23 protein-coding genes and 1 tRNA gene are annotated in these 23,970 nt (G+C 71.2%); 11 read left to right on the forward strand and 13 right to left on the reverse strand.

The annotated features are described in order from the left end of the window. Positions 1 to 83 precede the first annotated feature (83 nt). On the forward strand, positions 84 to 1,196 hold the full coding sequence (locus tag H288_RS0114130; RefSeq protein ID WP_026604936.1) for an alpha/beta hydrolase: 1,113 nt from the start codon (positions 84 to 86) through the stop codon (positions 1,194 to 1,196). A gap of 56 nt (positions 1,197 to 1,252) precedes the next feature. Here H288_RS0114130 and scpA read toward each other — a convergent pair whose 3' ends face one another. From scpA to H288_RS0114175, 9 genes are all read right to left on the reverse strand, one after another. Next, positions 1,253 to 3,418, reverse strand: a complete 2,166-nt coding sequence (gene scpA / locus H288_RS0114135; RefSeq protein ID WP_020093231.1) for a methylmalonyl-CoA mutase — start codon at positions 3,416 to 3,418, stop codon at positions 1,253 to 1,255. A gap of 117 nt (positions 3,419 to 3,535) precedes the next feature. Further along, positions 3,536 to 4,255, reverse strand: a complete 720-nt coding sequence (locus tag H288_RS0114140) for an SURF1 family protein (protein WP_020093232.1) — start codon at positions 4,253 to 4,255, stop codon at positions 3,536 to 3,538. A 74-nt stretch (positions 4,256 to 4,329) separates the two neighbouring features. Further along, positions 4,330 to 4,725: a cytochrome o ubiquinol oxidase subunit IV gene (gene cyoD / locus H288_RS0114145; protein WP_020093233.1), complete on the reverse strand. Its 396-nt coding sequence runs from the start codon at positions 4,723 to 4,725 to the stop codon at positions 4,330 to 4,332. Continuing rightward, complete coding sequence (cyoC, locus tag H288_RS0114150; protein WP_020093234.1) at positions 4,722 to 5,354, reverse strand: cytochrome o ubiquinol oxidase subunit III; 633 nt, start codon at positions 5,352 to 5,354, stop codon at positions 4,722 to 4,724. The genes cyoD and cyoC overlap by 4 nt, the downstream gene beginning before the upstream one ends. Before the next feature lie 4 nt (positions 5,355 to 5,358). Then, entirely contained in the window at positions 5,359 to 7,359 is a 2,001-nt protein-coding gene (gene cyoB, locus H288_RS0114155) for a cytochrome o ubiquinol oxidase subunit I (protein ID WP_020093235.1), read from the reverse strand. 75 nt (positions 7,360 to 7,434) lie between these two features. Then, a complete protein-coding gene (cyoA, locus tag H288_RS0114160; protein ID WP_020093236.1) occupies positions 7,435 to 8,667 on the reverse strand; it encodes a ubiquinol oxidase subunit II in 1,233 nt (410 codons plus the stop codon). Between the two features lie 139 nt (positions 8,668 to 8,806). Next, positions 8,807 to 10,138 (reverse strand): MFS transporter, encoded by a 1,332-nt coding sequence (locus tag H288_RS0114165; protein ID WP_020093237.1) that lies wholly within the window; start codon positions 10,136 to 10,138, stop codon positions 8,807 to 8,809. Positions 10,139 to 10,306: 168 nt separating this feature from the next. Beyond that, on the reverse strand, positions 10,307 to 12,493 hold the full coding sequence (locus H288_RS0114170) for a glycosyltransferase family 2 protein (protein WP_020093238.1): 2,187 nt from the start codon (positions 12,491 to 12,493) through the stop codon (positions 10,307 to 10,309). Next, positions 12,493 to 13,536, reverse strand: coding sequence for a hypothetical protein (locus H288_RS0114175; protein ID WP_020093239.1), 1,044 nt, complete (start codon positions 13,534 to 13,536; stop codon positions 12,493 to 12,495). The genes H288_RS0114170 and H288_RS0114175 overlap by 1 nt, the downstream gene beginning before the upstream one ends. Positions 13,537 to 14,012: 476 nt before the next feature. Here H288_RS0114175 and H288_RS0114180 point away from each other — a divergent pair. Continuing rightward, positions 14,013 to 14,087 (forward strand) — tRNA-Val (locus tag H288_RS0114180). Positions 14,088 to 14,304: 217 nt separating this feature from the next. On the opposite strand, the gene H288_RS0114185 is transcribed toward H288_RS0114180, so the two are convergent. Then, a complete protein-coding gene (locus H288_RS0114185) occupies positions 14,305 to 14,523 on the reverse strand; it encodes a hypothetical protein (protein WP_020093240.1) in 219 nt (72 codons plus the stop codon). 39 nt (positions 14,524 to 14,562) lie between these two features. Beyond that, positions 14,563 to 14,892 (reverse strand): hypothetical protein, encoded by a 330-nt coding sequence (locus tag H288_RS0114190; protein WP_020093241.1) that lies wholly within the window; start codon positions 14,890 to 14,892, stop codon positions 14,563 to 14,565. Positions 14,893 to 15,189: 297 nt separating this feature from the next. On the opposite strand from H288_RS0114190, the gene H288_RS0114195 reads away from it, so the two are divergent. The 5 genes from H288_RS0114195 (at position 15,190) to H288_RS0114215 (ending at position 18,845) form a co-directional block, all read left to right on the forward strand. Then, the gene (locus H288_RS0114195) at positions 15,190 to 15,693 is read left to right on the forward strand and encodes a hypothetical protein (protein ID WP_020093242.1); all 504 of its coding nucleotides are present in this window, start codon (positions 15,190 to 15,192) and stop codon (positions 15,691 to 15,693) included. After that, entirely contained in the window at positions 15,690 to 16,187 is a 498-nt protein-coding gene (locus H288_RS0114200; RefSeq protein ID WP_020093243.1) for a hypothetical protein, read from the forward strand. The genes H288_RS0114195 and H288_RS0114200 overlap by 4 nt, the downstream gene beginning before the upstream one ends. A 225-nt stretch (positions 16,188 to 16,412) precedes the next feature. Beyond that, positions 16,413 to 16,550 carry a hypothetical protein gene (locus tag H288_RS35640; protein ID WP_020093244.1) on the forward strand — a complete coding sequence of 46 codons (138 nt, stop codon included), beginning with the start codon at positions 16,413 to 16,415 and terminating at the stop codon, positions 16,548 to 16,550. A gap of 170 nt (positions 16,551 to 16,720) precedes the next feature. Continuing rightward, complete coding sequence (locus H288_RS0114210) at positions 16,721 to 17,500, forward strand: SDR family oxidoreductase (protein ID WP_020093245.1); 780 nt, start codon at positions 16,721 to 16,723, stop codon at positions 17,498 to 17,500. A 61-nt stretch (positions 17,501 to 17,561) separates the two neighbouring features. Next, entirely contained in the window at positions 17,562 to 18,845 is a 1,284-nt protein-coding gene (locus tag H288_RS0114215; protein WP_020093246.1) for an amidase, read from the forward strand. A 24-nt stretch (positions 18,846 to 18,869) separates the two neighbouring features. Here H288_RS0114215 and H288_RS0114220 read toward each other — a convergent pair whose 3' ends face one another. Further along, positions 18,870 to 20,075 carry a serine hydrolase gene (locus H288_RS0114220; RefSeq protein WP_081636480.1) on the reverse strand — a complete coding sequence of 402 codons (1,206 nt, stop codon included), beginning with the start codon at positions 20,073 to 20,075 and terminating at the stop codon, positions 18,870 to 18,872. A gap of 233 nt (positions 20,076 to 20,308) precedes the next feature. Between H288_RS0114220 and H288_RS32370 the strand changes: the two genes are divergently transcribed. The 4 genes from H288_RS32370 (at position 20,309) to H288_RS0114240 (ending at position 22,782) form a co-directional block, all read left to right on the forward strand. Next, on the forward strand, positions 20,309 to 20,659 hold the full coding sequence (locus H288_RS32370; RefSeq protein ID WP_234082999.1) for a hypothetical protein: 351 nt from the start codon (positions 20,309 to 20,311) through the stop codon (positions 20,657 to 20,659). 124 nt (positions 20,660 to 20,783) lie between these two features. Beyond that, the gene (locus H288_RS0114230) at positions 20,784 to 21,038 is read left to right on the forward strand and encodes a hypothetical protein (RefSeq protein WP_020093249.1); all 255 of its coding nucleotides are present in this window, start codon (positions 20,784 to 20,786) and stop codon (positions 21,036 to 21,038) included. Between the two features lie 91 nt (positions 21,039 to 21,129). Beyond that, positions 21,130 to 21,732, forward strand: a complete 603-nt coding sequence (locus tag H288_RS0114235) for a nucleoside deaminase (protein WP_020093250.1) — start codon at positions 21,130 to 21,132, stop codon at positions 21,730 to 21,732. 246 nt (positions 21,733 to 21,978) lie between these two features. Next, positions 21,979 to 22,782, forward strand: a complete 804-nt coding sequence (locus tag H288_RS0114240) for a class II aldolase/adducin family protein (protein WP_020093251.1) — start codon at positions 21,979 to 21,981, stop codon at positions 22,780 to 22,782. A 219-nt stretch (positions 22,783 to 23,001) separates the two neighbouring features. On the opposite strand, the gene H288_RS0114245 is transcribed toward H288_RS0114240, so the two are convergent. Next, positions 23,002 to 23,901: a LysR family transcriptional regulator gene (locus H288_RS0114245; RefSeq protein WP_020093252.1), complete on the reverse strand. Its 900-nt coding sequence runs from the start codon at positions 23,899 to 23,901 to the stop codon at positions 23,002 to 23,004. Positions 23,902 to 23,970: the final 69 nt, after the last annotated feature.

Below are 23,970 nucleotides of genomic sequence, written 5' to 3' on the forward strand. Positions count from 1 at the left end.
CCGGCCGCCCCGGAGCGTTGCGCCCGCCGGCACCCGCCGGTTCAATCGCCCGAGCCGCCGGACAAGGCGGACCGGAGGAAACCATGGCGGACAGACCGATGCGGACAGATCCGAACGGGGCACGACCGGGCCGGGGCCTGGCCCGGCGCGAGCTGGTCGGGGCGCTCGCCGCCGGGGCGGCGGTCGCGGCCGCGGCGGCCCCTGCCGTCGCGGCTCCCGCGGCCCGGCTGGCCACGGAAGAGTTCCGCCTCCCCTGGAGCGAGCCGGGCGTCGACATCTACGTGCGCAACAAGCGCCCGGCCGGCACCGACACGTTCCCGGGCGACCGGATCCTGCTCTACGTGCACGGCTCGACCTACCCGTCCTCTACGGCCTTCGACCTGCCGCTCGGCGGGATGTCGGCCATGGACTACCTCGCGGGCCTCGGCTTCGACGTCTACTGCGTGGACCTGCCGGGCTACGGCCTGTCGGGGCGCCCGGCCGCCATGGACGCGCCGCCGGACGACAACCCGCCGCTGATGCGCACGCCCGACGCCGCCAAGGTGGTGGGGCAGGTCGTCGACTTCATCAAGAAGCGGCGCGGCGTCGAGAAGATCGACCTGATGGGCTGGTCCTGGGGGACCTCCACCATGGGGCTCTACACCAGCACCCACAACGACAGCGTCAACCGCCTCGTCCTCTACGCGCCGCAATTGCTCGCGCGCACGCCGGGCCTGATCGGCGGCGGTGGCAAGGTCGGGGCCTACCGCACCGTCAGCCGGGACAGCGCCCGGGCCCGCTGGCTGACCGGGGTGCCCGAGGACAAGAAGGCCGACCTGATCCCGGCGGGCTGGTTCGACCAGTGGGCCGACGCGACCTTCGCGACCGACGCGGACGGGGCGAAGCGGTCGCCGCCGGTCCTGCGCGCGCCGAACGGCACGGTCGCCGACAAGGACGCCTACTGGGCGGCCGGCAAGCCGCTCTACGACCCGGGCGAGATCCGCGTGCCGGTGCTGATCATCCACGCCGAGTGGGACGCCGACCTGCCGAGCTACCAGGCCCAGGAATACTTCGCCAAGCTCACCCACGCCCCCTACAAGCGCTTCGTCGAGCTGGGGGAGGGCACCCACACGGTGATGATGGAGAAGAACCGCATGCAGTTCCTCCACGCCGTCGGGGCGTTCCTCACGGAGGCGGACCCGCAGGCGCTGAACTGAGGCGCCTCGGCAATGAGGTCCGCGGCGGCCAGCTTGGCCGCCGCGGGAGGCGCGTCCTACTCCGCCGCCTGCCGGGCCGCGTAGCCCAGCCGCTCGTTCAGCGCGCGGATCAGCTTGGCTGCCGCCTCGGCGATCACCGTGCCGGGCGGGAAGATCGCCGCCGCGCCGGCCGCCGTCAGCGCCTCGTAGTCGCCCGGCGGGATGACGCCGCCGATGGCGATCATCACGTCGTCGCGGCCCTGCTCGGTGAGCGCCGCCTTCAGCTCCGGCACCAGCGTCAGGTGGCCGGCCGCCAGCGACGAGACGCCGACGATGTGGACGTCGTTCTCCACCGCCTGCCGGGCGGCCTCCGCCGGCGTGGCGAAGAGCGGCCCGATATCCACGTCGAAGCCGAGATCCGCGAAGGCCGAGGCGATCACCTTCTGGCCGCGGTCGTGACCGTCCTGGCCCATCTTGGCGACCAGGATGCGCGGCCGGCGGCCGTCGTTCTCCTCGAACGCCTCGACCAGCGCCCGGACTTCCTCGACCACTGGCGACATGCCCCCCACCTCACGCTTGTAGACGCCGGAGATCGAGCGGATCTCGGCGCGGTGCCGGCCCCAGGCCTTCTCCAGGGCCTCGGAAATCTCACCCACCGTCGCCTTGGCGCGGGCGGCCTCGACGGCGAGTTCGAGCAGGTTGCCGGCACCGTCGGCGGCCTTCGTGAGCGCCTCGAGCCGGGCCGTCACGGCGGCCTCGTCGCGCTCGTCGCGCAGGCGCTTGAGCTTGTCGATCTGGAGCCGGCGGACATTGCCGTTGTCGACCCGCAGCAGCTCGATCGCCATCTCGTCGTCGGCGCGGAACTTGTTGATGCCCACGATGGTCTGCCGGCCGGAATCGATCCGCGCCTGGGCGCGGGCGGCGGCCTCCTCGATGCGGAGCTTCGGGATGCCGGCCTCGATCGCCTTGGCCATGCCACCGAGCCCGTCGACCTCGCGGATGTGCTCCCAGGCGCGGGCGACCATGTCGGCGGTGAGCTTCTCCACGTAGTAGGAGCCGCCCCAAGGATCGACGATCCGGGTGGTGCCGCTCTCCTGCTGCAGGAACAACTGGGTGTTGCGGGCGATCCGGGCCGAGAAGTCGGTGGGCAGCGCCAGCGCCTCGTCCAGCGCGTTGGTGTGGAGCGACTGCGTGCCGCCCTGCGTCGCCGCCATCGCCTCGATGTTGGTGCGGGTGACGTTGTTGAACACGTCCTGGGCGGTGAGCGACCAGCCCGACGTCTGCGAGTGGGTGCGCAGGGCGAGCGACTTCTCCGACTTCGGATCGAACCCCTTCACGAGCTTCGCCCAGATCAGGCGCGCGGCCCGCATCTTGGCGACCTCCATGAAGAAGTTGGTCGAGATCGCCCAGAAGAACGACAGGCGCGGGGCGAACTGGTCGATGGTCAGCCCGGCCGCCAGCCCGGCCTTGATGTACTCGACGCCGTCGGCGAGCGTGTAGGCGAGCTCCAGGTCGTTCGTGGCGCCCGCCTCCTGCATGTGGTAGCCGGAGATCGAGATCGAATTGAACTTCGGCATGTTCTTCGACGTGTAGGCGAAGATATCGGAGATGATCCGCATCGATCCCTTGGGGGGATAGATGTAGGTGTTACGGACCATGAACTCCTTGAGGATGTCGTTCTGGATCGTGCCCGCGAGCTTCTGCGGCGGCACGCCCTGCTCCTCGGCGGCGACGATGTAAAGGGCGAGGATCGGCAGCACCGCGCCGTTCATCGTCATCGACACAGTCATCTCGTCCAGCGGGATGCCGGAGAACAGTGTGCGCATGTCGTAGATCGAGTCGATCGCCACGCCCGCCATGCCGACATCGCCCGAGACGCGGGGATGGTCGGAATCGTAGCCGCGGTGGGTGGCGAGATCGAAGGCGACCGACAGGCCCTTCTGCCCGGCCGCGAGGTTGCGGCGGTAGAAGGCGTTCGAATCCTCGGCCGTGGAGAAGCCGGCATATTGCCGGATCGTCCAGGGCTGGGTGACGTACATGGTCGGGTAGGGGCCGCGCAGGAACGGCGCGATCCCCGGATAGGTGTCGAGGAACTCGATGCCCTCCCGGTCCTCCGGCCCGTAGCGGCCCTTCACCGGGATGCCCTCCGGCGTCATCCAGGGCTCGCCGAGCGCCGGGGCCGACACCGCGAGCGATTCGCCTGAGAACGGGACTTCGGCGAAGTTCGGGATGCGGGAGGTCATGGCGTTGACTCGTTGTGGCGTTTGTCACGCCATTATAGGGACCCGCTCGGAGCGGGCTACTCCCCTATCGGTCAAGCCTCGCGCGGAGGCCGCGCGGCGCCGGCGCCCCGGCAGGCCTCAGCGGACCTCGACGTCCCGGTCCCCCGGGCCGCGCCGCAGCAGGTAGATCACGGCGCCGGCGAGCATCAGCGCCATCCCGTACCACGTGATCGCGTAGACGAGGTGGTTGTTGGGGAAGGCGATCACCGTGAGGCCGCCCACCGGCAGGCCGCCCGGATTGGGTGTCGCGTCCGCGTCCACGAAGTAGGGGGCGACGTCGGTCAGGTCCCGGGCGGCGGCGATCGCTGCCACGTCGCGGGAATACCAGCGGCCGTCCTTCGGATCGTTGGCGCGCAGGAACGCCCCCCCGGGCTCGGTCAGCCGCAGGAGGCCGGTCACCGCGGTCTCGCCGGCGACCTGCCCGGCCGCCCGGGTCGCCGGGTCCCGACGGTCGCCGGGCACGAAGCCGCGATTGACCAGCACGACGGTCCCGTCCGGCCGCCGCAGGGGCGTCAGCACCCAGAAGCCGCCGCCCAGCTCGGTGACGGCCTGAACCAGGGTCTCGCGATCGTGCAGGAAGGTGCCGGAGAGCCGGACATGCCGGTAGGCGTCGTCGGGGCCGACGCGCGGCCACGCGGCGGCGCCGGGCGCCGGCACGGGCGGCGCGTGGACCCGGGCATCGACCCGGGCGATCAGGTCGAGCTTCCAGGCCCGCCGCTCCACCTGCCAGGTCCCGAGCCCCAGCAGCACCAGGAAGACGAGGCCCGCGCCGGCGCCGAACACGGCGCGCCGCAGCAACGAGAGCGGGGCCGGGGAGGGGCCCGGATCGGACCCCCCTCCCGACCCCGCGGGTCTCGAAACCGAACGCGCGCTCAGCGGGCGTTCTTCATGACGTCGTGGGCATCCATCGGCATCATGTTGTGGTTGAGGTGGTACATGACCCACACCGAGCCGGCGAGCATGATCACCACCAGCGTGATGGTGAAGATCAGTGCCATGAAGGTCCAGCCGCCCTCCGACTTCGTGCTCATGTGCAGGAAGTAGATGACGTGCACGACCATCTGGACGCCGCCGAGCGCCAGGATCACCAGGGTGGTGACGAGGCTGTTGTCGAGCACGTTGCCCATCACCAGCCAGAACGGGATCACCGTCAGGATCACCGACAGGACGAAGCCCGTCATGTAGCTCTGGAAGGTGCCGTGCCCGCCCTCGCTGTGGGCGTCGTGGTGGCCGTGCCCGGCGGCGGCGTTGTGAACGTCGGCGCTCATTCGAGCACTCCCATCAGGTAGACGACGGTGAAGACGCCGATCCAGATCAGGTCGAGGAAGTGCCAGAACATCGACAGGCACATCAGCCGGCGCTTGTTCTCGACGATCAGGCCGCGCTTGCTCACCTGCACCATCAGCACGACGAGCCACAGGATGCCCATCGAGACGTGCAGGCCGTGCGTCCCGACCAGGGTGTAGAACGAGGACAGGAACGCGCTGCGCCAGGGCGGCGCGCCCTCGTGGAACAGGTGAACGAACTCGCGGATCTCCAGGGCCACGAAGGCGACGCCGAACAGGCCGGTGATGGCGAGCCAGATCTGCGTCTGCTTCACCCGGTCCCGGTCCATCTCCAGCATGGCGAAGCCGTAGGTGATGGACGAGAACAGCAGCATGGCGGTGTTCACCGCGATGCCCGGCAGGTCGAACAGCTCCTTCGGGGTGGGGCCGGCCGCGTAGCTGCGCCCGAGCACCCCGTAGGTCGCGAACAGGGTCGCGAAGATGAGGCAATCGCTCATCAGGTAGAGCCAGAACCCGAGCATGGTCGAGCCCTCGGAATGATGGCCCTCCTCGTCGGTCTGGTAGAAGACCGGCGCCGCGGCGCCGGGGGGTGCAGTCTCCGCGTGCATCATCGGATCACGCCATCTCCAGTTCGCGCGTCCGCTGACCTTCCGTCCGACTGACGACGTCGGCGGGAATGTAGTAGTCGCGATTGTAATTAAAGGTGTGGGCGATCGCCACGACGAAGATCGCCACGAAGCTGAGGATCGCCAGCCACCAGACGTACCAGACCATGGCGATGCCGAAGGTGAAGTTCAGCGCCGCCAGGATCGCGCCGGCCGCGGTGTTCTTGGGCATGTGGATCGGCCGGTAGCCCTTGAGCGGGCGGTCGAAGCCGCGGTTCTTCATGTCCCACCACGCGTCGGAATCGTGGACCACCGGCGTGAAGGCGAAGTTGTAGTCCGGCGGCGGCGAGGAGGTGGACCATTCCAGCGTCCGGCCGCCCCACGGGTCGCCGCTGAGGTCGCGCAGCTTGTCGCGGTTCCGGATCGAGACCACGAACATGATGATCTGCGAGGCGATGCCGCAGGCGATCAGCGCCGCGCCGAAGGCCGCGATCACGAACCAGATCTGCAGCGACGGGTCGTCGAAGTGCTGCATGCGCCGGGTCACGCCCATCAGGCCGAGCACGTAGAGCGGCATGAAGGCGACGTAGAACCCGGTCACCCAGAACACGAGGGCCATCTTCCCCCAGAACTCGTCGAGCTTGAAGCCGAAGGCCTTGGGAAACCAGAAGGTCACGCCGGCGAACATGCCGAACAGCACGCCGCCGATGATCACGTTGTGGAAGTGCGCGATCAGGAACAGCGAGTTGTGCAGGACGAAGTCCGCCGGGGGCACAGCGAGCAGGACGCCGGTCATGCCGCCGATCACGAAGGTGACGATGAACGCCACCACCCACAGCATCGGCACCTCGAACCGGATCCGGCCGCGGTACATCGTGAACATCCAGTTGAAGATCTTCGCGCCCGTCGGGATCGAGATGATCATGGTCGTGATCCCGAAGAACGAGTTCACGTCCGCGCCCGAGCCCATCGTGAAGAAGTGGTGCAGCCACACGAGGTAGGCGAGGATGGTGATCACCACCAGCGCGTAGACCATCGAGGTGTAGCCGAACAGGCGCTTGCCGCAGAAGGTCGAGGTGATCTCCGAGAACACGCCGAAAGCCGGCAGGATCAGGATGTAGACCTCCGGGTGACCCCAGATCCAGATCAGGTTGAAGTACAGCATGGCGTTGCCGCCGAGGTCGTTCGTGAAGAAGTGCGTGCCGACGTAGCGGTCGAGCGACAGCATCGCGAGAACGGCCGTGAGGATCGGGAAGGCGGCCACGATCAGGATGTTGGTGCACAGCGACGACCAGACGAAGATCGGCAGCTTCATCATGGTCATGCCGGGCGCCCGCATCTTCACGATGGTGGCGATCAGGTTGATCCCTGAGAGCAGCGTCCCGATGCCGGCGATCTGCAGGGCCCAGATGTAGTAGTCGACGCCCACGCCCGGGCTCATCGCCGCCCCGGAGAGGGGCGGGTAGGCCAGCCAGGTGGCGCGGGAGAACTCGCCGACGAAGAGCGAGACCATCACCAGCATGCCGCCGGCGACCGTCATCCAGAAACTGAAATTGTTCAGGAACGGGAAGGCGACGTCGCGGGCGCCGATCTGCAGCGGCACGGCGAAGTTCATGAGCCCCGTGACGAACGGCATCGCCACGAAGAAGATCATGATCATACCGTGGGCGGTGAAGATCTGGTCGTAGTGGTGCGGCGGCAGGAAGCCCTGCTGGTCGCCGAACGCGACCGCCTGCTGCGAGCGCATCAGGATCGCGTCGGCGAAGCCGCGCAGCAGCATGATGCCCGCGAAGATGCAGTACATGATGCCGATCTTCTTGTGGTCGATCGACGTGATCCAGTCACGCCACATCGGCCCCCAGAAGCGGTAGTAGGTGATGACGCCGAGCACGGTGAGGCCGACGACGGCCACGCCGGCGAACGTCCCCTGCAGGATCGGCTCGTGATAGGGGATCTGCTCGATCGTGAATCGCCCGACGAGCAGCTGCTGTAGGTCCAGGTTTGCGAACATGGGATCGGCCCGTTCAGTGGGTTCGACGGCGACCGCCGGTTGTGTGTGTGGAGTCCGCTGTCAGCACGCGCGGCCTCACTGGTTCAGCTGCTTCGGGGCGATCTGGATGCCCCCGCTCCGACCCCCGCCGGAGCCCTGGCCCGTGGCGTCGGGCGGCGTCGTCTGGCCCCGGACGTCCGGGTTGCCCATGTCGGGTCGCGGCTGCATGCCCTGCGGCTGCGTCTGGCCGTGCGGCGCCGTTCCGGAGGCCGGCGCCGTCGCGCCCGGCCCCTCGACGCCGCGCTCGGCGAGCCGGTTGTCGTACCGGAGACGCGCGTAGTTCTCCGCGGCCTCCGTGCCGGTGGCGCCGCCCTGCGCGTCGATCTTCGCCATCTCTCCGACGCACATCTGGTCGGGCCGGGGGCACATGCCGATGATCCGGTCGTACAGGCCCTTCATGTAGGACTTGTAGAACCGCGCCGGCTCGGCCTCGCTCGGCTCCTCCAGCTTCAGGTAGGCCTCCTGGGTCAGCTCGCCGCCCTCGGCCTTGGCCTTGGCGATCCACTGGTCGAACTTGTCGGTGGTCAGGCCGTGGAACTTGAAGAACATGTTGGAGAAGCCGGCGCCGCTGTAATGCGCCGAGCGGCCCTCGTAGGCGCCCTCGCGGTTGATCACCGCGTGGAGCTGGGTCTGCATGCCCGGCATCGCGTAGACCATGCCGGCGAGCGTAGGCACGTAGAACGTGTTCATCACGTCGGTGGCGGTGATCTTGAAGCGGATCGGCCGGTCCACCGGCGCGGCCAGCTCGTTGACCGTGGCGATCCCGTATTGCGGGTAGAGGAAGAGCCACTTCCAATCCATGGCCACGGCCTCGACCTCGAGCGGCACCGTCCCGGCCGGGACGTCGCGCTTCGGGTCGATCTTGCTGAGCGGCCGGAACGGATCGAGGGTGTGGGTCCCGATCCACGTGAGGGCGCCCAGGGCGATGATGATCATCAGCGGCGCCGTCCAGATCAGCACCTCGAGCTGCGTCGAGTGGTGCCATTCGGGATCGTAGACCGCGTCCTGGTTGCTGGCGCGGTAGCGCCACGCGAAGATCAGCGTGAAGGCGATCACCGGGACGATGATCAGGAGCATCAGCCCGGTCGCCGCCAGCACGAGGTTGCGCTGCTGCTCGGCGACGTAGCCGGCCGGGTGCAGGACCACGAAGTTGCAGCCGCCGAGCAGGGTCAGGAGCGGCAGGGCGAGGAGCGGCAGGAGGCGCCGAGCGCGACCGCCTCGGCGGGTCGCGGTGTCGGTCCTGTCCGGTCGATGGATCGTGGATGTCACAGCACGCGTCTCGTCATCCCAGGCCGCTGCCGCGGCACTTCTGCCATGCCGCTGCCGCGGCGCTTCTGCCGTACCGCGCGAGGCGGCGTTCCAGTCAGCTCACGGGCGGGCCGGGCGGCCTGCGCCGCCGGCCGCCGACTCACATCTGGCGCAGTTCCGACCGGTCGGTGAACAGGGCCACGAGGCTGCAGACCGCGCCGGAGAGGAGGTAGACGCCGATCATCGCCAGGCCGTAGCGCTGCGACAGGAACAGGGCCACCAGGGGCGCGAAACCGGCCCCGATCAGCCACGCGAAGTCGGAGGTCAGCGCCGCGCCGGTGTAGCGGTAGCGGTTGCCGAGGCGGGCGCTCACCGCTCCCGCGGTCTGGCCGTAGGCGAGGCCGAGCAGCATGAAGCCGATCGTGACGTAGATGGTCTGGCCGATGGCGCTCTCGCCGAACAGGAGCGGCGCGATGATGCTGCCGACGGCGAAGAAGCCGATCAGCGAGCTGCTCATGATCAGGCAGTTGCGGCGGCCGATCTGGTCGGCGATCAGCCCCGAGGCCGCCACCGCGCCGGCGCACACGATCGCGCCGGAGAACTGCACGATCAGGAACTCGCCCGGCGAGCGGGTCGTGCTGTTCAGCGCGAGCCACGCGATCGGGAAGATCGTCACGAGGTGGAACAGCGCGAAGGCGGCGAGCGGCACGAAGGCGCCGCGGACCACGTCGCCGGCGTGGTGGCGGAACAGCTCCAGGGCCGGGACCGGGCGCAGCCGGTCGAGGTCCATCATCCGGGCGAACTCGTCGGTGGCGACGAGGCGCAGCCGGGCGAACAGCGCGACCACGTTGATGGTGAAGGCGCAGTAGAACGGGAAGCGCCAGCCCCAGTCGATGAAATCGGCCTCGTCGAGATTGACGATGAAGAACGCGAACAGGGCGCTCGCCACCATGAAGCCCAAAGGCGCGCCGAGCTGCGGGATCATCGCGTACCAGCCGCGGCGCTCCCGCGGGGCGTTCATGGCGAGCAGCGAGGCGAGGCCGTCCCAGGCGCCGCCGAGGGCGAGGCCCTGCAGGATCCGCAGGCCGGCCAGGATGTATACCGCCGAGATGCCGATGCTGTCGTAGCGCGGCAGGAAGCTCACCGCCGCCGTCGACCCGCCGAGCAGGAACAGGGCCGTGGTCAGCTTGACGCTGCGGCCGTGGCGCCGGTCGATCGCCATGAACAGCACGGTGCCGAGCGGCCGGGCGATGAAGGCGAGGGCGAAGATCGAGAAGGCGTAGAGGGTGCCCTTCAGCGGGTCGACGAAGGGGAAATACACCTTCGGGAAGACCAGCACGCAGGCGATGCCGAACACGAAGAAGTCGAAGTATTCGGACGCGCGTCCGATCACCACGCCGATAGCGATCTCGTTGGGGTGGACCTTGTGGTCTCCCATCGCCTGCTGGGCGTCGCGCTCCAGGCCCGCGACCGTAGGGGTGTTCGCACTCATCTCTGATTGTCGCCCTCGCCGCGCGCCCGTGGGGACGCCTTGGCCGGAACTGCCTCTTGCGGCATGTCCAGAGGTACCGCAACCGGCTCCGGACGCAAGTTTACCCACTGACGCATGCATAGCACCGCGCGGCCGCGACCACCGGTGTCGCCACCGGGTGAGGACCGCTCACACGCGGTAATGGGCGGAATTCCGTGACAGGTTGATGTTGTAATAGGGGTCGGCACGCAGCTCCGGGCCCCAGCGGTCGAGCATGGTCAGCACCTCGCCCTCGAAGCGCTTCTGCTTCTCCGGCGTGTCCTCGGCCCCGCGGCTCTTCGACTCGTGATGAATCAATTTCGCGAAGGGGGTCCAGACGATCCGGTAGCCGGACCGGCGGATCTTCAGGCAGAGGTCGACGTCGTTGAAGGCGACCTTCAGGGCCTGCGCGTCGAAGCCGCCGACCTCCGCGAACACGTCCGCCCGCATGGCCAGGCACGCGCCGGTGACCGCCGAGACCTCGTGGGCGATGACCATGCGGCAGAAATAGCCCGGATCCGCGTCCGCGACGCCGAGATGGCTGTGGCCGGCCACGCCCCCGATCCCGAGGACGATGCCGCCGTGCTGGATCGTGTGGTCCGGGTAGAGGAGCTTGGCCCCGACGGCCCCGATCTCCGGCCGCACGGCGTGGCGGACCAGCTCGGCCAGCCAGCCGGGCTCGAGCACCTCGATGTCGTTGTTGAGGAACAGGAGCACCGCGCCGGTGGCCGCGGCGGCGCCGCGATTCGACAGATCCGAGAAATTGAACGCCCCCGGCACCGGCACGACGCGCACCCGCGGATCGTCCCGGTAGCGGGCGAACAGGGCGGCGGTCTCCGGCTCGCGGCTGTCGTTGTCGACGATGATCACCTCGATGTCGGGGTAGTCGGTCGCGCCGAGCAGTCCGTCGAGGGTCACCGACAGGATCTCGGCCCGGTCGCGGGTCGGGATGATCGCGGAGACCCGCGGCGGCGACGCCGGCAGCGGCCGGACCAGGCGGTTGAAGCCGCCGGGACCGCGCTCCGCGCGGCCGCCCCAGGGCGCCACCACCTCCTCCAGGGCGCGCAGGCGCGCGGCCTCCGCCCGGGCGAGCGCCCGGTCCGAGAAGGTCCCGGAGCCCTGCGCGGCGCGCCAGTGATAGAGCACCCGCGGGATGTGGCGGATGCGGGCGGGGTCGAGCCCGTCGGTCAGCCGCAGCAGCAGGTCGTGGTCCTGACTGCCCTCGAAGCCGGGGCGCAGGCCGCCGACGGCGCGCAGCGCCTCGGTGCGCACGACCGTGAGGTGGTTGATGTAGTTCTGGGCGTAGAGCAGCTCGCGGTCGAAGCAGGACTTGAAGTGCGGGTCGAATCGCCGGCCGCGCCCGTCGATCTTGTCCTCATCGCTGTAGATCAGCACGAGGCCCGGGTCGCGGCGCAGCGCCCGGGCGACCTCGTAGAGGGCGTCCTCGGTGAGCGCGTCGTCGTGGTCCATGAAGGCGCAGACCGCCCCCCGGGCCATGCCCAGCGCGTCGTTGGTCGCCCGGGCGATGTGGCCGTTCTCCGTCCGGGCGAGGACGCGGATGCGCGGGTCGGCCTCGGCCGCCCGGCTCAGGATCCGCGGGATCTCGGGGCGCGTGGAGGCGTCGTCCACGGCGCACAGTTCCCAGTGGGGGTAGAGCTGCGCCCGCAGCGAGGCCAGGGCCGCGCGCAGCACCTTCGGGTCCGGATCGTGGACCGGCATCAGCACGGAGATCAGGGGCGGATCGGTCCAGGCGGCGATCTCGGCGGCGATCCCGTCCCGCTCCGCGCGGCGCAGGGTGTGGGTCCCGAGCCAGGCCTCGTAGCCGCTCACGCGCCGGTGGCGCAGCGCCCGGCCGAGGAAGCCCCGCGCGCGCACCTTCTTGCCGAGGATCCGCCAAGTGAAGGCCTGCACGGTCAGGCCGGGATCGCGCAGGAGCCCGCGGGCGGCCAGGACCGGCCGGGCGAGGCGGCGCACGGCGATCCGGCGCAGCCGGACCGGGACGCGCCCGGCCGGGTCGGCGACGCGCAGCTCGACGACGTCCTCGGGCAGGCAGCCGATCCACGCGAAGGCGCCGCCGCCCCGGGCCTCCTGCGGCAGCAGCGTGCCCGCCCGTCCGTCGGGACCGACGAAGCTGATGTCGGGGAGGGTGTCGCGGGCCTCGGCCGGGTCGTTGGACAGGATGATCTCGACCCAGCGGCCCGCGAGATCCGGCAGCGCGACGCGCAGCCCGTCGGAGCCCGCCCGCGCCGGGAGGGCGCGCCGCTTGCCCCAGAGCCCCGTGACCTGCGCCGTCGGGAGGCGGAATTCGGGCACCGCCGGCCCGGTCGAACGCACCATCAACTCCAGCTCTTGTCGACCGAGGCCTTCACGGCATCCGACATGGCCACGTCGAACACGATCATGTCCTCGACCGCCTTGACGCTCTTCAGGCGCTCGGCCAGCGCCAGCGTCTCGGCCGGCACCGGCGGCAGCGTCGGGATCGGCGCGCCGATCCCGAGGCGGTCGAACAGCGTCGACGCGAAGGCGGGGAACCGGGTCTTGTGGCCGACGATCCCGACCCGGGCGAGAATCTCGATCGCCGCGATCGAGTTGCCCGGATGCAGCCGGTCGTCCGGCATGCGGGTCCCGAGCTGGCGGGTCAGGGGGTTGTAGAGCAGCCGGTAGGCGGGCTCGGGCAGCATCCGGAAGAAGCGCTTGAGGCTCTTCACGTCGGAGAAGTCATACCCGTCCGCGAAGGCGGCGGCCTCGGCCAGCGGCCCCAGGCGCCAGCTGCGCGCCGGATCGGCCGCATCCGCGGCCCGGGCCTTCAGCCAGCGCATCCGGGCCGCCATCTCGATCTGCGGTTCCTGGAGCAGGATGGCCGTGACCATCAGGTCCGGCGTCATGAAGTTCTCGTAGCGCGGGATGGTCACGGCGCCCGACAGGAAGGCCGACGGGGCGGCCGGGCCGGCCAGGACGCAGCTCAGGATCTCGTCCGGCAGCTTGTGGATGCCGAAGTAGCAGTGCTGGAAATACGGGAAGAGCGCCGTCTGGAGGACGGTCTCGGGCTCGATGCCGGTGTTGATCAGCATGGTCCGCAGCCGGATCTGACCCTCGACCGGCATGCGGCGGTAGACCAGCACGTTGGTGTCGGCATCGTAGAGTTCGAGCCGCGGGATCTCGGACAGGCCCGGCACCTCGGCCTCGCTGACCACGAAGGTGCATTGCCCGGTGGCGTGCCAGCCGTTGCGCTTGAACGCCTCGTCGATGACGCTGGCCGGGACCTCGGCCACGCGTCGGCCGTCGACCGCGACCACGACCCGGCTGATGGCGAGGGGATTGTCCGGCACGATCCAGCCGCGGATCGAGTCGCCCTGATCGTGGTCGATGAAGTAGCGCATGTCCTGAAGCGTGAGGCGGCGGCATGCCGGCGCCGAGTGTCCGCCATGTGTCGCGGCGCGGCCGGATGCCGAGCGGCAGGGCCATAGCGCATTTTCCCGTCGGCGTGCACCATGGCGCGTTCGGCCCGGAGACGGATCCCGGCGGGTTGCCCCCGCCGGCTCGTTCTCCCCGTCTCTAAGCCATTGACGCAAAATGCGCTATCCGCGCGCGGCGCGGGGCGATCGGGTCGGCGCGCGCCGCGGCCGGACCATTGAGGGACGCGATCGATCGGCCTGGTCACGCAGGTTCCGCTTGCGCCCTCGCCGGGCAGCCGCTATAGGCCCCGCCCACCGGAGCCCGAACGGCGCCGGCCCGGACGCGCAGCTCGGCGGGAGAGCACTACCTTGACACGGTAGTCGGCACTCTCATAAGTTACTGAGCAGTCTGGACTATTTCGATGGCTTGCAGGTTCGTCGAACCTGATCGCGGTCGATACGGAGACGTAGCACAGCGGTAGTGCATTCCCTTGACATGGGAAAGGTCACAGGTTCGATCCCTGTCGTCTCCACCATTCGACGCCGTGACTCCCGGCCCGTCTCCAGATTGAACGCCCCAGACTGACGTCACGGCAGGATCGCCCACCGAGAGGGGTTCTCCGAACCCGTCGCGGCCTCCGGAATCGCGCCTGCCCGCTCCTCCCTCACGGCGTCGCTCGTGCCTCCTCTCGCGTGGCGAGACGGCGAGGCTCGAGCAGAACCGATGCCCGACCCGTCGGCGGGACCGGGATCCTACGGGATCGCGGCGCGGGCGAGGGCCGCGCGGCGCAGCCGACAGGCGGCCTCCGTGACACGGCGCGAGCGGTCCCGTCCCGCGTCCGGCCGCGCGCGGTCGCAGGTCTTCGCGACCGCGTCCAGCACGGCCGAGGCCGCCGCCATGAGGGCCAGCGTCGTCGCCGAACCGACCGAGACTAGGAAGAAGATCGTTGCGATGACTTGCGGAGCGGTCATGACGCACCTCCTCGGGTGCTTCGCGGTGATGCGGGAGACTTATGGCCGGTGCGGCGGGAACAGCGTGCGGCCGAGCACGGGCCGCGTCGCGTCGGGCGCACCGCCCGCGGGCTCCGGACGGGGGGAGAACCTCAGCTCGATCGTCCGGCCCTCGCGCGCGACGACCTCGCAGGCTTGGTTCAGCAGCAGGGCGATCGAGACGAGCCGGACGGCCTGCGGTGGCACCGCCTCCGGCTGGACCTCGATCCGCGCCCCGGATGTCCTGAGCTCCCAGATCAGGCAGTCACAGCATTCCTGCGGGTGCCCGAAGAAGATCTGTCCGGTCTTGAAGGCCGGCCTCCAGGCCTCTTCCATGCGGTTCCCGGCCATCGCGATCTCCTACAGAACAACCATTTCAGCCCGTACCGATGAGCTGAATACGCGGTCATTCCGGGCGCGAATTCCGTATCAAACAGCACATCCGGCGAGCGCGCCGGCAATCCTGCCGCCGGCTTCGATCCGGCGATCCGGGGCCCGGCGCGAGGCCCGCCCGGCCGTGGCCGACGCGCGCGGATCGGCCGCCGTCATCAATTGTCCAATACCCGATCGCCCGTCGTTTAATCCTTCGTTAACCATTCTAAACAGCTTAGTCGGATCAGAATCGCGTACACAGGGAGCAGGGGATCCGTGAGCGAGCTGCAGAGGCTTCTGAGCGATCCTCGGTTCCGGCCCGCAGACAAGGCCAAGCGCGGCGCCGCGTCCGAACCCGACCTCGGCAACGTCCTGCGCGCCGTCGCGTCGCTGCACGCGCGGGCCGAGTCCCCGACACCGCCGGCCGCGCCGCGGGACTGGGACGCGCTGATCCACCGGGTGCAGACCGCCGCCCGCCAAGCGCGCGTGATCGAGGCCCAGGCGCGCGAGCGGGAGGCGCGGATCGAGCAGGTGCTGGATCAGGTCCGCGAGGAGGTCCACGCCTCCAACGAGCGCGCCCGGATGGCCGAGATGCAGGCGCGCGAGGCCCAGCTGCGCGCCGAGGCGCAGGTCGTCGCCGCCGAGGAGCGCGCCAAGGCGGCCGAGGCCCGCGCCCGCGCCGCCGAGGATCGGGCCCGGCAGGCCGAGGACTGGCTGGACCGTGTCCAGCAGGCGATCCTGTCCGAGTTCTCGGACCTCACCGAGCAGGCCGCGGCATGAGTGCCGCCCGCGCGTGGGCCGAGCCGACGGTGCCCCATCCCCTGTCCGACCCGGCCCTGCCGCGCGACGGCCACGCCGACCCGATCGACCGGGTCGTGGCGCTGTTCTCCGGCGCCGCGGCCGCATCCCCCGCGCCCGCCTCCCCGGCGGCCGAGGATGACTGGTCGACCTCCCTGACCGCCGTGCGCGGCGCCGCGGCGCGGGTCCGCGCCCTGCAGGCGAGCGCCCGCGACTCCGTCCGGGAGGCTCAGAGTTCCGTGCGGGCGGCCGAGACGGCGCTCCGCGCGGCCGAGGAGCGGGCCCGCCACGCCGAGGCGCTCCTGCAGGCGGCGCTCGCCCGGGCCGAGCGGGCCGAGGCGCAGGCCCGCGCGTCGGACGAGCGGGCCGAACGGGCGGAGGCCCAGCGGGCCGAGGCGCGGGCGTGGCTGCGCCGGATGCACGAGTGCATGGTCAACGAGTTCGGCGCCCTGTCCGGAGCGGCGGATCAGCCCTGAGCCGGCGCGCACCGGCCGGGATCGCGCGGACCCGCGATGCGTCGGCCTCGGCCGAGCGTCCGACGCCGCCATCACGCGCGATGGCCGCCGCGACGCGGGCCGGCCGCGCAGATTTCCCTCAGGTTCCCGCAATTACGAGCACTCGCCTTAAGTCGTCGAAAACAATTCTCAGGATATGGAATTCTGATCTCGTCGCCTCGACACCGTCCGCCTGGCAGGATCGCCGTGACCCTCAGCCTCGTCCTCAGCACGTCCCTTCCGCTCCTCACCGGGGCGGTGGCCCTGCTGTGGGCGGGCTTCGTCGCTCCGGAGCGGGAGGAGCGTCCGGACGTGCCCGGCGCCCGCGACCTGCGCACGTGGTGAGCGCCGGATCCCGGTTCCGGCCGTGAGGCGCCCGCCGAACCGGCCCTCCGGAGGCGGAGAGACCCCGAGAGGCCCCGCGCCCCGTCCCGGGCCGCTTCCGGGGACGGCACCCGGCGCGCTATGACGCGCCGGACGCCCTCGCGGCGAGGGCCGGCTCACGGAGGCTTCCCATGGATCTCGGCTTGAGCGGACGCCGGGCGCTCGTCTGCGCGGCGAGCAAGGGACTGGGCAAGGGCTGCGCCCTGGCGCTCGCCCGGGAGGGCGTCGCGGTGACGATCACGGCCCGCACCGCGGAGACGCTGGAGCGGACCGCGGACGAGATCCGCGCCGCGACGGGCGTCACCGTCACCGCCGTCGCGGGCGACATCGCCACCGAGGCCGGCCGGGCCGCCGCGCTCGCCGCCTGCCCCGAGCCCGACATCCTGGTCAACAATGCCGGCGGCCCGCCCCCCGGCGATTTCCGCGAGTGGGACCGCGACGCCTGGATCCGGGCGCTCGACGCCAACATGCTGGCGCCGATCGCGCTCATCAAGGCGACGGTCGACGGGATGATCGACCGCGGGTTCGGCCGGATCGTCAACATCACCTCCGGCGCCGTGAAGGCGCCGATCGAGCATCTCGGCCTGTCGAACGGCGCCCGCTCGGGGCTGACGGGCTTCGTGGCCGGCCTGGCGCGCAAGACCGTGCGGCACGGCGTGACGATCAACAACCTGCTGCCCGGCCCCTTCGACACCGACCGGATCCGCGGCAACGCCGCCGCGGGGGCCGCCAAGGCCGGCACCTCCGTTGAGGCGTTCCTGGAGGCGCGGGCCCGCGACAACCCCGCCGGCCGCTTCGGCCACCCCGACGAGTTCGGCGCCGCCTGCGCGTTCCTGTGCAGCCAGCAGGCGGGCTTCATCACCGGGCAGAACCTGCTGATGGATGGCGGCGCCTATCCCGGCACGTTCTGACGCGGACCGGCCCGACCGGCCCTCCGCTTGCAGGGCCGGATCAGATCATGCGGTGAGGACCATGAGCGTACGCGAGACCCTCGAGGCCCGGCTGGCCCGGATCGCCGCGGGGGACCCGGCGGTCTTCACCCGCCTCTACCCGGAGCAGGCCCGCGCGGCGGCGGACGCCGCCGATGCGCGCCGCCGGGACGGGATCTCCCTCGGCCCCCTCGACGGCGCGATGGTCTCGATCAAGGACCTGTTCGACGTGGCGGGCGAGACGACGCGCGCCGGCTCGGTCCTCTTGGCCGACGCGGCGCCGGCGCGGTCCGACGCCCCGGTGGTCGCCCGCCTGCGCCGCGCCGGCGCGGTGATCCTGGGCAAGACCAACATGTCCGAGTTCGCCTTCTCGGGGCTCGGCCTCAACCCGCATTACGGCACCCCCGGCAACGCCGCCGATCCGGCGCGCATCCCGGGGGGCTCGTCCTCCGGCGCCGGGGTCTCGGTGGGGCAGGGGACGAGCGACATCGCGATCGGGTCCGACACGGGCGGCTCCGTCCGGATCCCGGCCTCGCTGAACGGCGTCGTCGGCTTCAAGCCGACCGCGAGCCGCGTGCCGCTGGAGGGGGCGTTCCCGCTGTCCTACGCCCTCGATTCCCTGGGGCCGCTCGCCCGGACGGTCGCGGATTGCGCGGCCGCCGACGCCGTGATGGCGGGCGAGGAGCCCGCGCCGCTGGAGGCGCTCGCCGTCGCCGGCCTGCGCATCGGCGTGCCGCGGGGCCTGCTGTTCACCGAGACGGAGGCGCCGGTCGCCGAGGCCTTCGAGCGGGTGCTGTCCCGCCTGTCCCGGGCCGGCGCCCGGATCGCCGATCACCCGATCGACGACCACCTCGCCGCCATGGACGCGGCGCTCCCGGACGGCTCCCTCGCGGCGATCGAGGCCGCGGCGATCCACGCCGACTGGCTGGACAGCGCGGCCGGCCGCTACGACCCGCGGGTGCATCGCCGCATCGTGGCCGGCCGGAATGCGACGGCCGCGGGCTACATCCGGACGATGCGCCGGCGGGCCGCGCTGATCGCCGCCTTCGACCGGCACCTCGCCCCGCTCGACGTGCTGGCGCTCCCGGCGACCGCCGCGACGGCGCCGCTCACCGCCCCGCTGGCGGCGGACGACGCGGCCTTCCTGGCGGCCAATCGCCTGATGCTGCGCAACACCGCCTTCGGCAACTTCTTCGATCTCACCGGCCTGTCCCTGCCGATGCCGGGCCTGCCCCGGCCGGCGGGCCTGATGCTGCTGGCCCGGCACGGACAGGACCGCCGGCTCCTGGCGATCGGGGCCGGGATCGAGGCCGCGCTGGCGGGGTGAGCGCCCCGCGCGGCCCGGGCCCGCTCAGCGGATCTGGCGGGACAGCGCCACGCCGAGGCGCTCCGCGCCGATCTTCGGCTGGCCGCCGGCCACGAAGACGACGAGATCCTTGCCCGGATTGACGACGACCACGCTGTTGAAGCCGTCGGTCCCCCCGACCTTCAGGAAGACCGGCCGCTGGCCCGCGTCCGGGTCGCCGATCTCCTCGATCCAGGCCATGCCCTGCCGGAAGGTCTGTCCCTCCGGCTGGTAGAGCGGCGTCATCGCCTCGCGCAGCGCCCGGGTGAGCGCTGGCGGCACGGGCGCGCCGTTCACCGCCTCGTGCCCGAGCGCCGCCTCGCCGAAGGCGAGCATGTCGGTGGCGGTCGAGCGGAGCGCTCCCGCGGCGTACCACGCGAAGACCGGCCAGGGCATGACCGGCTGGCCCTCCATCCCGTAGCCCTGCGCGAGACGCGCGCGGTCGGCCGGCTTCACGGTGACCGCCGTGCTGGTCATCCCGAGCGGCCCGGTGATCCGCTCGTGCACGAGGCTCTCCCACGGCGCGCCGAGACGTTCGGAGAGAACGTAGCCGAGCAGGCCGATGCCGGCATTCGAGTACCGGTAGGGGGCGGGCAGGGCGCAGCCGCCCGCCTCGGATCCCTCCGGGCTCCAGCGCGACACCCAGGCCAGGAACGCTTCCGGCGGGTAGGTCCGGACGCTGCGCTCCGCCAGGGCACGCGGCAGGTCGCCCGGCAGCGTCGGCATCCCCGAGGTGAAGTCGGCGAGCTGCAGCGGCGTGATCTGGGCCGTGCAGGGCCGGAGCCGCAGGTTCGGCAACAGCTCCTGCAGCGGCGTGTCGGGACGCAGGCGGCCCGCATCGACGGCCTCGGCGAACAGTGCGGTCGTGAACACCTTGGTGATCGAGCCGATCTCCACGATCGTGTCGGACCGGTAGGGCGCGCCGCCGGCCCCGTTGAACCCGAAGTAGCTGCGCCGCCCCCGGTGGCTCACGCCCACGATCAGGCCCGGGATCGCCCCGCGCGCGACCCAGGCGCCGGCCAAGCGCTCGACGACCGGCCGCAGCGCGTCCACCTCCGCGCCGGCCGCGAGGTCGGCCGGGCGCCCGGCCCCCTCACCGAAGCCGTCCTGCGCGCCGCCGGGACCGGCGGCGAGCGCGAGGACGAGGGCGGCGAGGCCGGCCGTCACGATGGGTCGAGACCGTCCGCCGGCCCGACGATCCGTGCTGTTCATGGTCCTCCTCCCGATCCGTCACCGGCGCGCCGGGTGCGTCAGATTGGAACGGATGCATTGACGAACACTGAATACAGAACGGAAATCGCGCGGCTCATAAATGATGATGCGTAGTTGATACAGGTATTGACTGAGTGCGGGCCATTGACATTAATCTTGGCTCGCAAGCAGCATGATGCACGATCCGGACGCGGACAGCGTGCCGGTCGCGGGAGGATCACGCCGTGCATTTCATGCGGATGATGGGGCTCGTGGCCCTTGTGTTGAGCGGCCTGGGCCTGGCGGGCCCGGCGTCGGCGGCCCCGCTCTCACCGGCGCCGCTGGCCGGCGACGCGAGCGGGCTGACCCGGGTCGGCTACTGGTGCGGGCCCGGATTCCACCTCAACCCGTGGGGCCGGTGCGTCCCGAACGCCCGCCGGTTCTACGGCCCGGGCCCGGCCTTCTACGGAGCCCGCTACTACGGAGGCCGGCGCTTCTACCGGACCTACAACTATCGCTGGCACCGCAATTACCGCTGGCATCGCAACTATCGCTGGCACCGCAACTATCATTGGCATCGCAGCTACCACTGGCGTCGCCGCTGACGAACGCGCCGGCGGCGCTCCTGACGGTCTCGCCCGGAGCGCCGCCGGCCCCACATACCGCTTCCCAGATCCGCGGCCGGCCGGACAGCGGCCGCCGCGGCGCCGTATTCGGAGACCTGTGACGATGCGCCTCCCGCTGATTGCCTTCGCGACCGCGATTGCCCTGACCACGGGGGCGGCGGCGCAATCCGTGCCGGAGCCACCCATCCAGAGCCCGCAGGACGCCGCCTGCCGCGAGCAGGCGCGGGCCCAGATCTTCAGCTACCCCAACCCGAACAACCTCAGCCTCTACGACCTCGGTTCGCAGATCTGGCACCTGTGCATGGCGTCCTATCACGGCCGCGGCCCCAACCCCGGCCGCACGGAGCAGCGCTTCTAGGCAGCGCTTCCAGGCAGCGCTTCCAGGACGGCCCCGGGCCGCGGTCGCGGCCGCCGGGACGGCCCCTCGAGACAGCTCAGCGGAACCGATCATGACGAGCAAGCTCCGCGGCACCGGGCAGCACGGCCACGCACCGCCCGTCGCGCCCGATGCGGGCCGGCGCGCGTTCCTCGGGGCCGCGGCGCTCGGCGTGGCGCTGTCGACGGGCGCGCGCCCCGCGTCGGCGACCACCGCCGCGCCGGCCACGGCCGCGGACGAGACCTTCATGCGGGCGGCCATCGCCGAGGCGCGCCGCGCCGACTTCCCGTTCGGCGCCGTCATCGTCGCGGAGGGCGAGATCCGCGCCCGGGGCCTGAATCTCGGGAAGCAGCAGCGCGATCCCACGGCGCACGGCGAGATGGTGGCGATCCGCCGCTTCCTCGCGGAGCACGGGCCGGAGGCGCTGCGGGGGACGACCCTCTACACGTCCGGCGAACCCTGCGCGATGTGCATGGGCGCGATCGTCTGGTGCGGGATCTCGCGCGTCGTCTTCGCCGCCTCGCTGCAGCAGCTCGCCACGAAGATCGACCAGATCATGATCACCTGCACGGAGGTCGCGGACCGGTCGCCGTTCCGCCCGATCGCGATCACGGGCGGCGTCCTGGCGGAGGAGGCGCTCGCGCTCTTTCCGCCCGGCGACCGCCCGTCCAAGTAAGGGACTGGAAGACGGCTCGGGCGACCGCCCGCGCGGCCCGGCAATCCGGTGGGACGCGGCCGTCGCTCCCCCGGAGGTCCCGCCGCATCCCACCGGATTGCCGGGCCGCCCGCCCTGGTGCACCCTGCCGGCGATTCCCGGACCTCGCCCCGAGCCCCCGCCTCGGGCGCCCGGGGATCGCGGGACCGCCTGCGCCGGGCGGCGATCCCGGAGGGCCGACAGGGCCGACCGGCAGGGAGCCGTCGCATGAGCGCAGCCACACCGTCGACCGTCGCGGACCGGGATACGGACCCCGCCGATCGCGCCGCGATCCGCGCGATGCGCGTCGACCTCGCGGCCGCCTACCGGCTGATCCATCGGCTGGGCCTCGACGACAGCATCTACACCCACATCTCGGCGCGGCTGCCGGGCGCCGGGCACCGGTTCCTGATCAACCCCTACGGGATGCGCTTCGAGGAGGTGTCGCCGGAGAACCTCGTCACCGTCGACATCGACGGGAAGGTGCTCGAGGATCCGATGGGGCTCGGCATCAACCCGGCCGGGTTCACGATCCACAGCGCCATCCACGCCGCGCGCCACGACGCGATCTGCGTGCTGCACACCCACACGGTCGCGGGCGTGGCGGTCTCCTGCCAGGAGGAGGGGCTCCTGCCCCTGAACCAGTGGTCGATGCAGTTCACGGGGCGCGTCGCCTACCACGCCTACGAGGGCATCGCCCTCGACCTCGACGAGCGGGAGCGGCTGGTGGCCGATCTCGGCGACAAGCCCGTGATGGTGCTGCGCAATCACGGCCTGCTGACCTGCGGCCGCACGGTCGGCGAGGCGTTCCGGCTGATGCACAACATGGAGCGCTCGTGCCGGGCGCAGCTGGCGATCCAGGCGGCGGGCGCGCCGGTGATCCGGCCCTCCTCCGCCGTCGCCACCAAGACCGCCGGGCAGTACGCCGCCGGCTACGACCGCGTCGTGGTCCAGGGGGCGCCCGACAACGAGTGGGCGGCGTTCAAGCGGATGCTGGCGCGGACGGATCCGGATTTCTTCGCGAACGGCTGAGGGCGGCACGGCCGCCGGCTGAGCCGTTCGGTCGATGCGCCGCTCTCCGTCATCGCGAGCGCGGCGAAGCGACCCAGGGCAGCGCGACGTCCGACCTCGTCACGCCGACCGGACTGCTTCGCTCCACCCGCAACGACGGCGGTGCCGCGATCGGCGACGGCGTGAGACGTCGAGCGGGCGTCTCCCGCTCAGCAGGAGCGAGACGCCGCAGCACGGGCCTCACCCGTCTGCCCAGGCCCCGCTCGACCGGTAGGTCTGCTTGAGGAACGCGATGAAGGCCCGGGTCTTGGCCGGCACGAAGGCCCGGCTCGGGTAGACCGCGAAGATGCCGGCCGAGGCCGCCGCCGCGTAGGCCGGCAGCACCACCTCCAGCAGGCCGTCGCGCAGCTCCGCGTGCACGTCCCAGGTGGAGCGCAGCGCGATCCCGAGGCCGCCGATCACGGCCTCGCGCACCACCTCGTTGGAATGGGTGCGCAGCGGCCCCGAGGCGCCGACCGTGCAGGGGCCCTCCGGCCCGACCAGCCGCCAGGGATTCTGGTTCTCGGTGGCGAGGCAGACATGGCCGCGCAGGTCGTCGAGGCTCTGCGGCCGCCCGGCCGCGTCGAGGTAGCTCGGCCGCGCGCAGAGGACCCGCTGCACCGGCGCGAGGCGCACCGCCGTCAGCCCGGAACTCTCCAGCGCGCCGACCCGGATCGCGAGGTCGTAGCCGCGCTCGACGATCGACTCGAAATCGTCGCTCAGCTCCAAGTTGAGCACGATGCCGGGATGGAGGGCGAAGAAGGCCCGCAGGTGCGGGACGATGTGCAGGCGCCCGAAGGAGCTCGGCGCCGTGACCCGGAGCGTCCCCCGCGCCCGCGTCGCCGTCTGCGACACGAGGCTCTCGGCCTCCGCGATGGCGTCGACGATCGGCGCGATCCGCTCGAAGAAGGCCGCCCCGACATCCGTGGGCGCCACCCGCCGCGTGGTGCGATGCAGCAGGCGCACGGCGAGCCGTTCTTCCAGCCTTTTCAGCCGCTTCGACACCACCGCGACCGACAGGCCGAGCTCCGAGCCGGCCTGGGTGAGGCTGCCGGTGCGGACCACCCGGGCGAAGATCTCCAAGTCGCTCTGGTCGTGCATTGTCAACGCTGCGGAAAAAATCAAATCCCTTTTGCCGCCTTTCTCGCGGATGCCAAGCGATCTATCGAG

Origin of the sequence: Methylobacterium sp. 285MFTsu5.1, from assembly GCF_000383455.1 — a bacterium.
GTDB lineage: Bacteria > Pseudomonadota > Alphaproteobacteria > Rhizobiales > Beijerinckiaceae > Methylobacterium.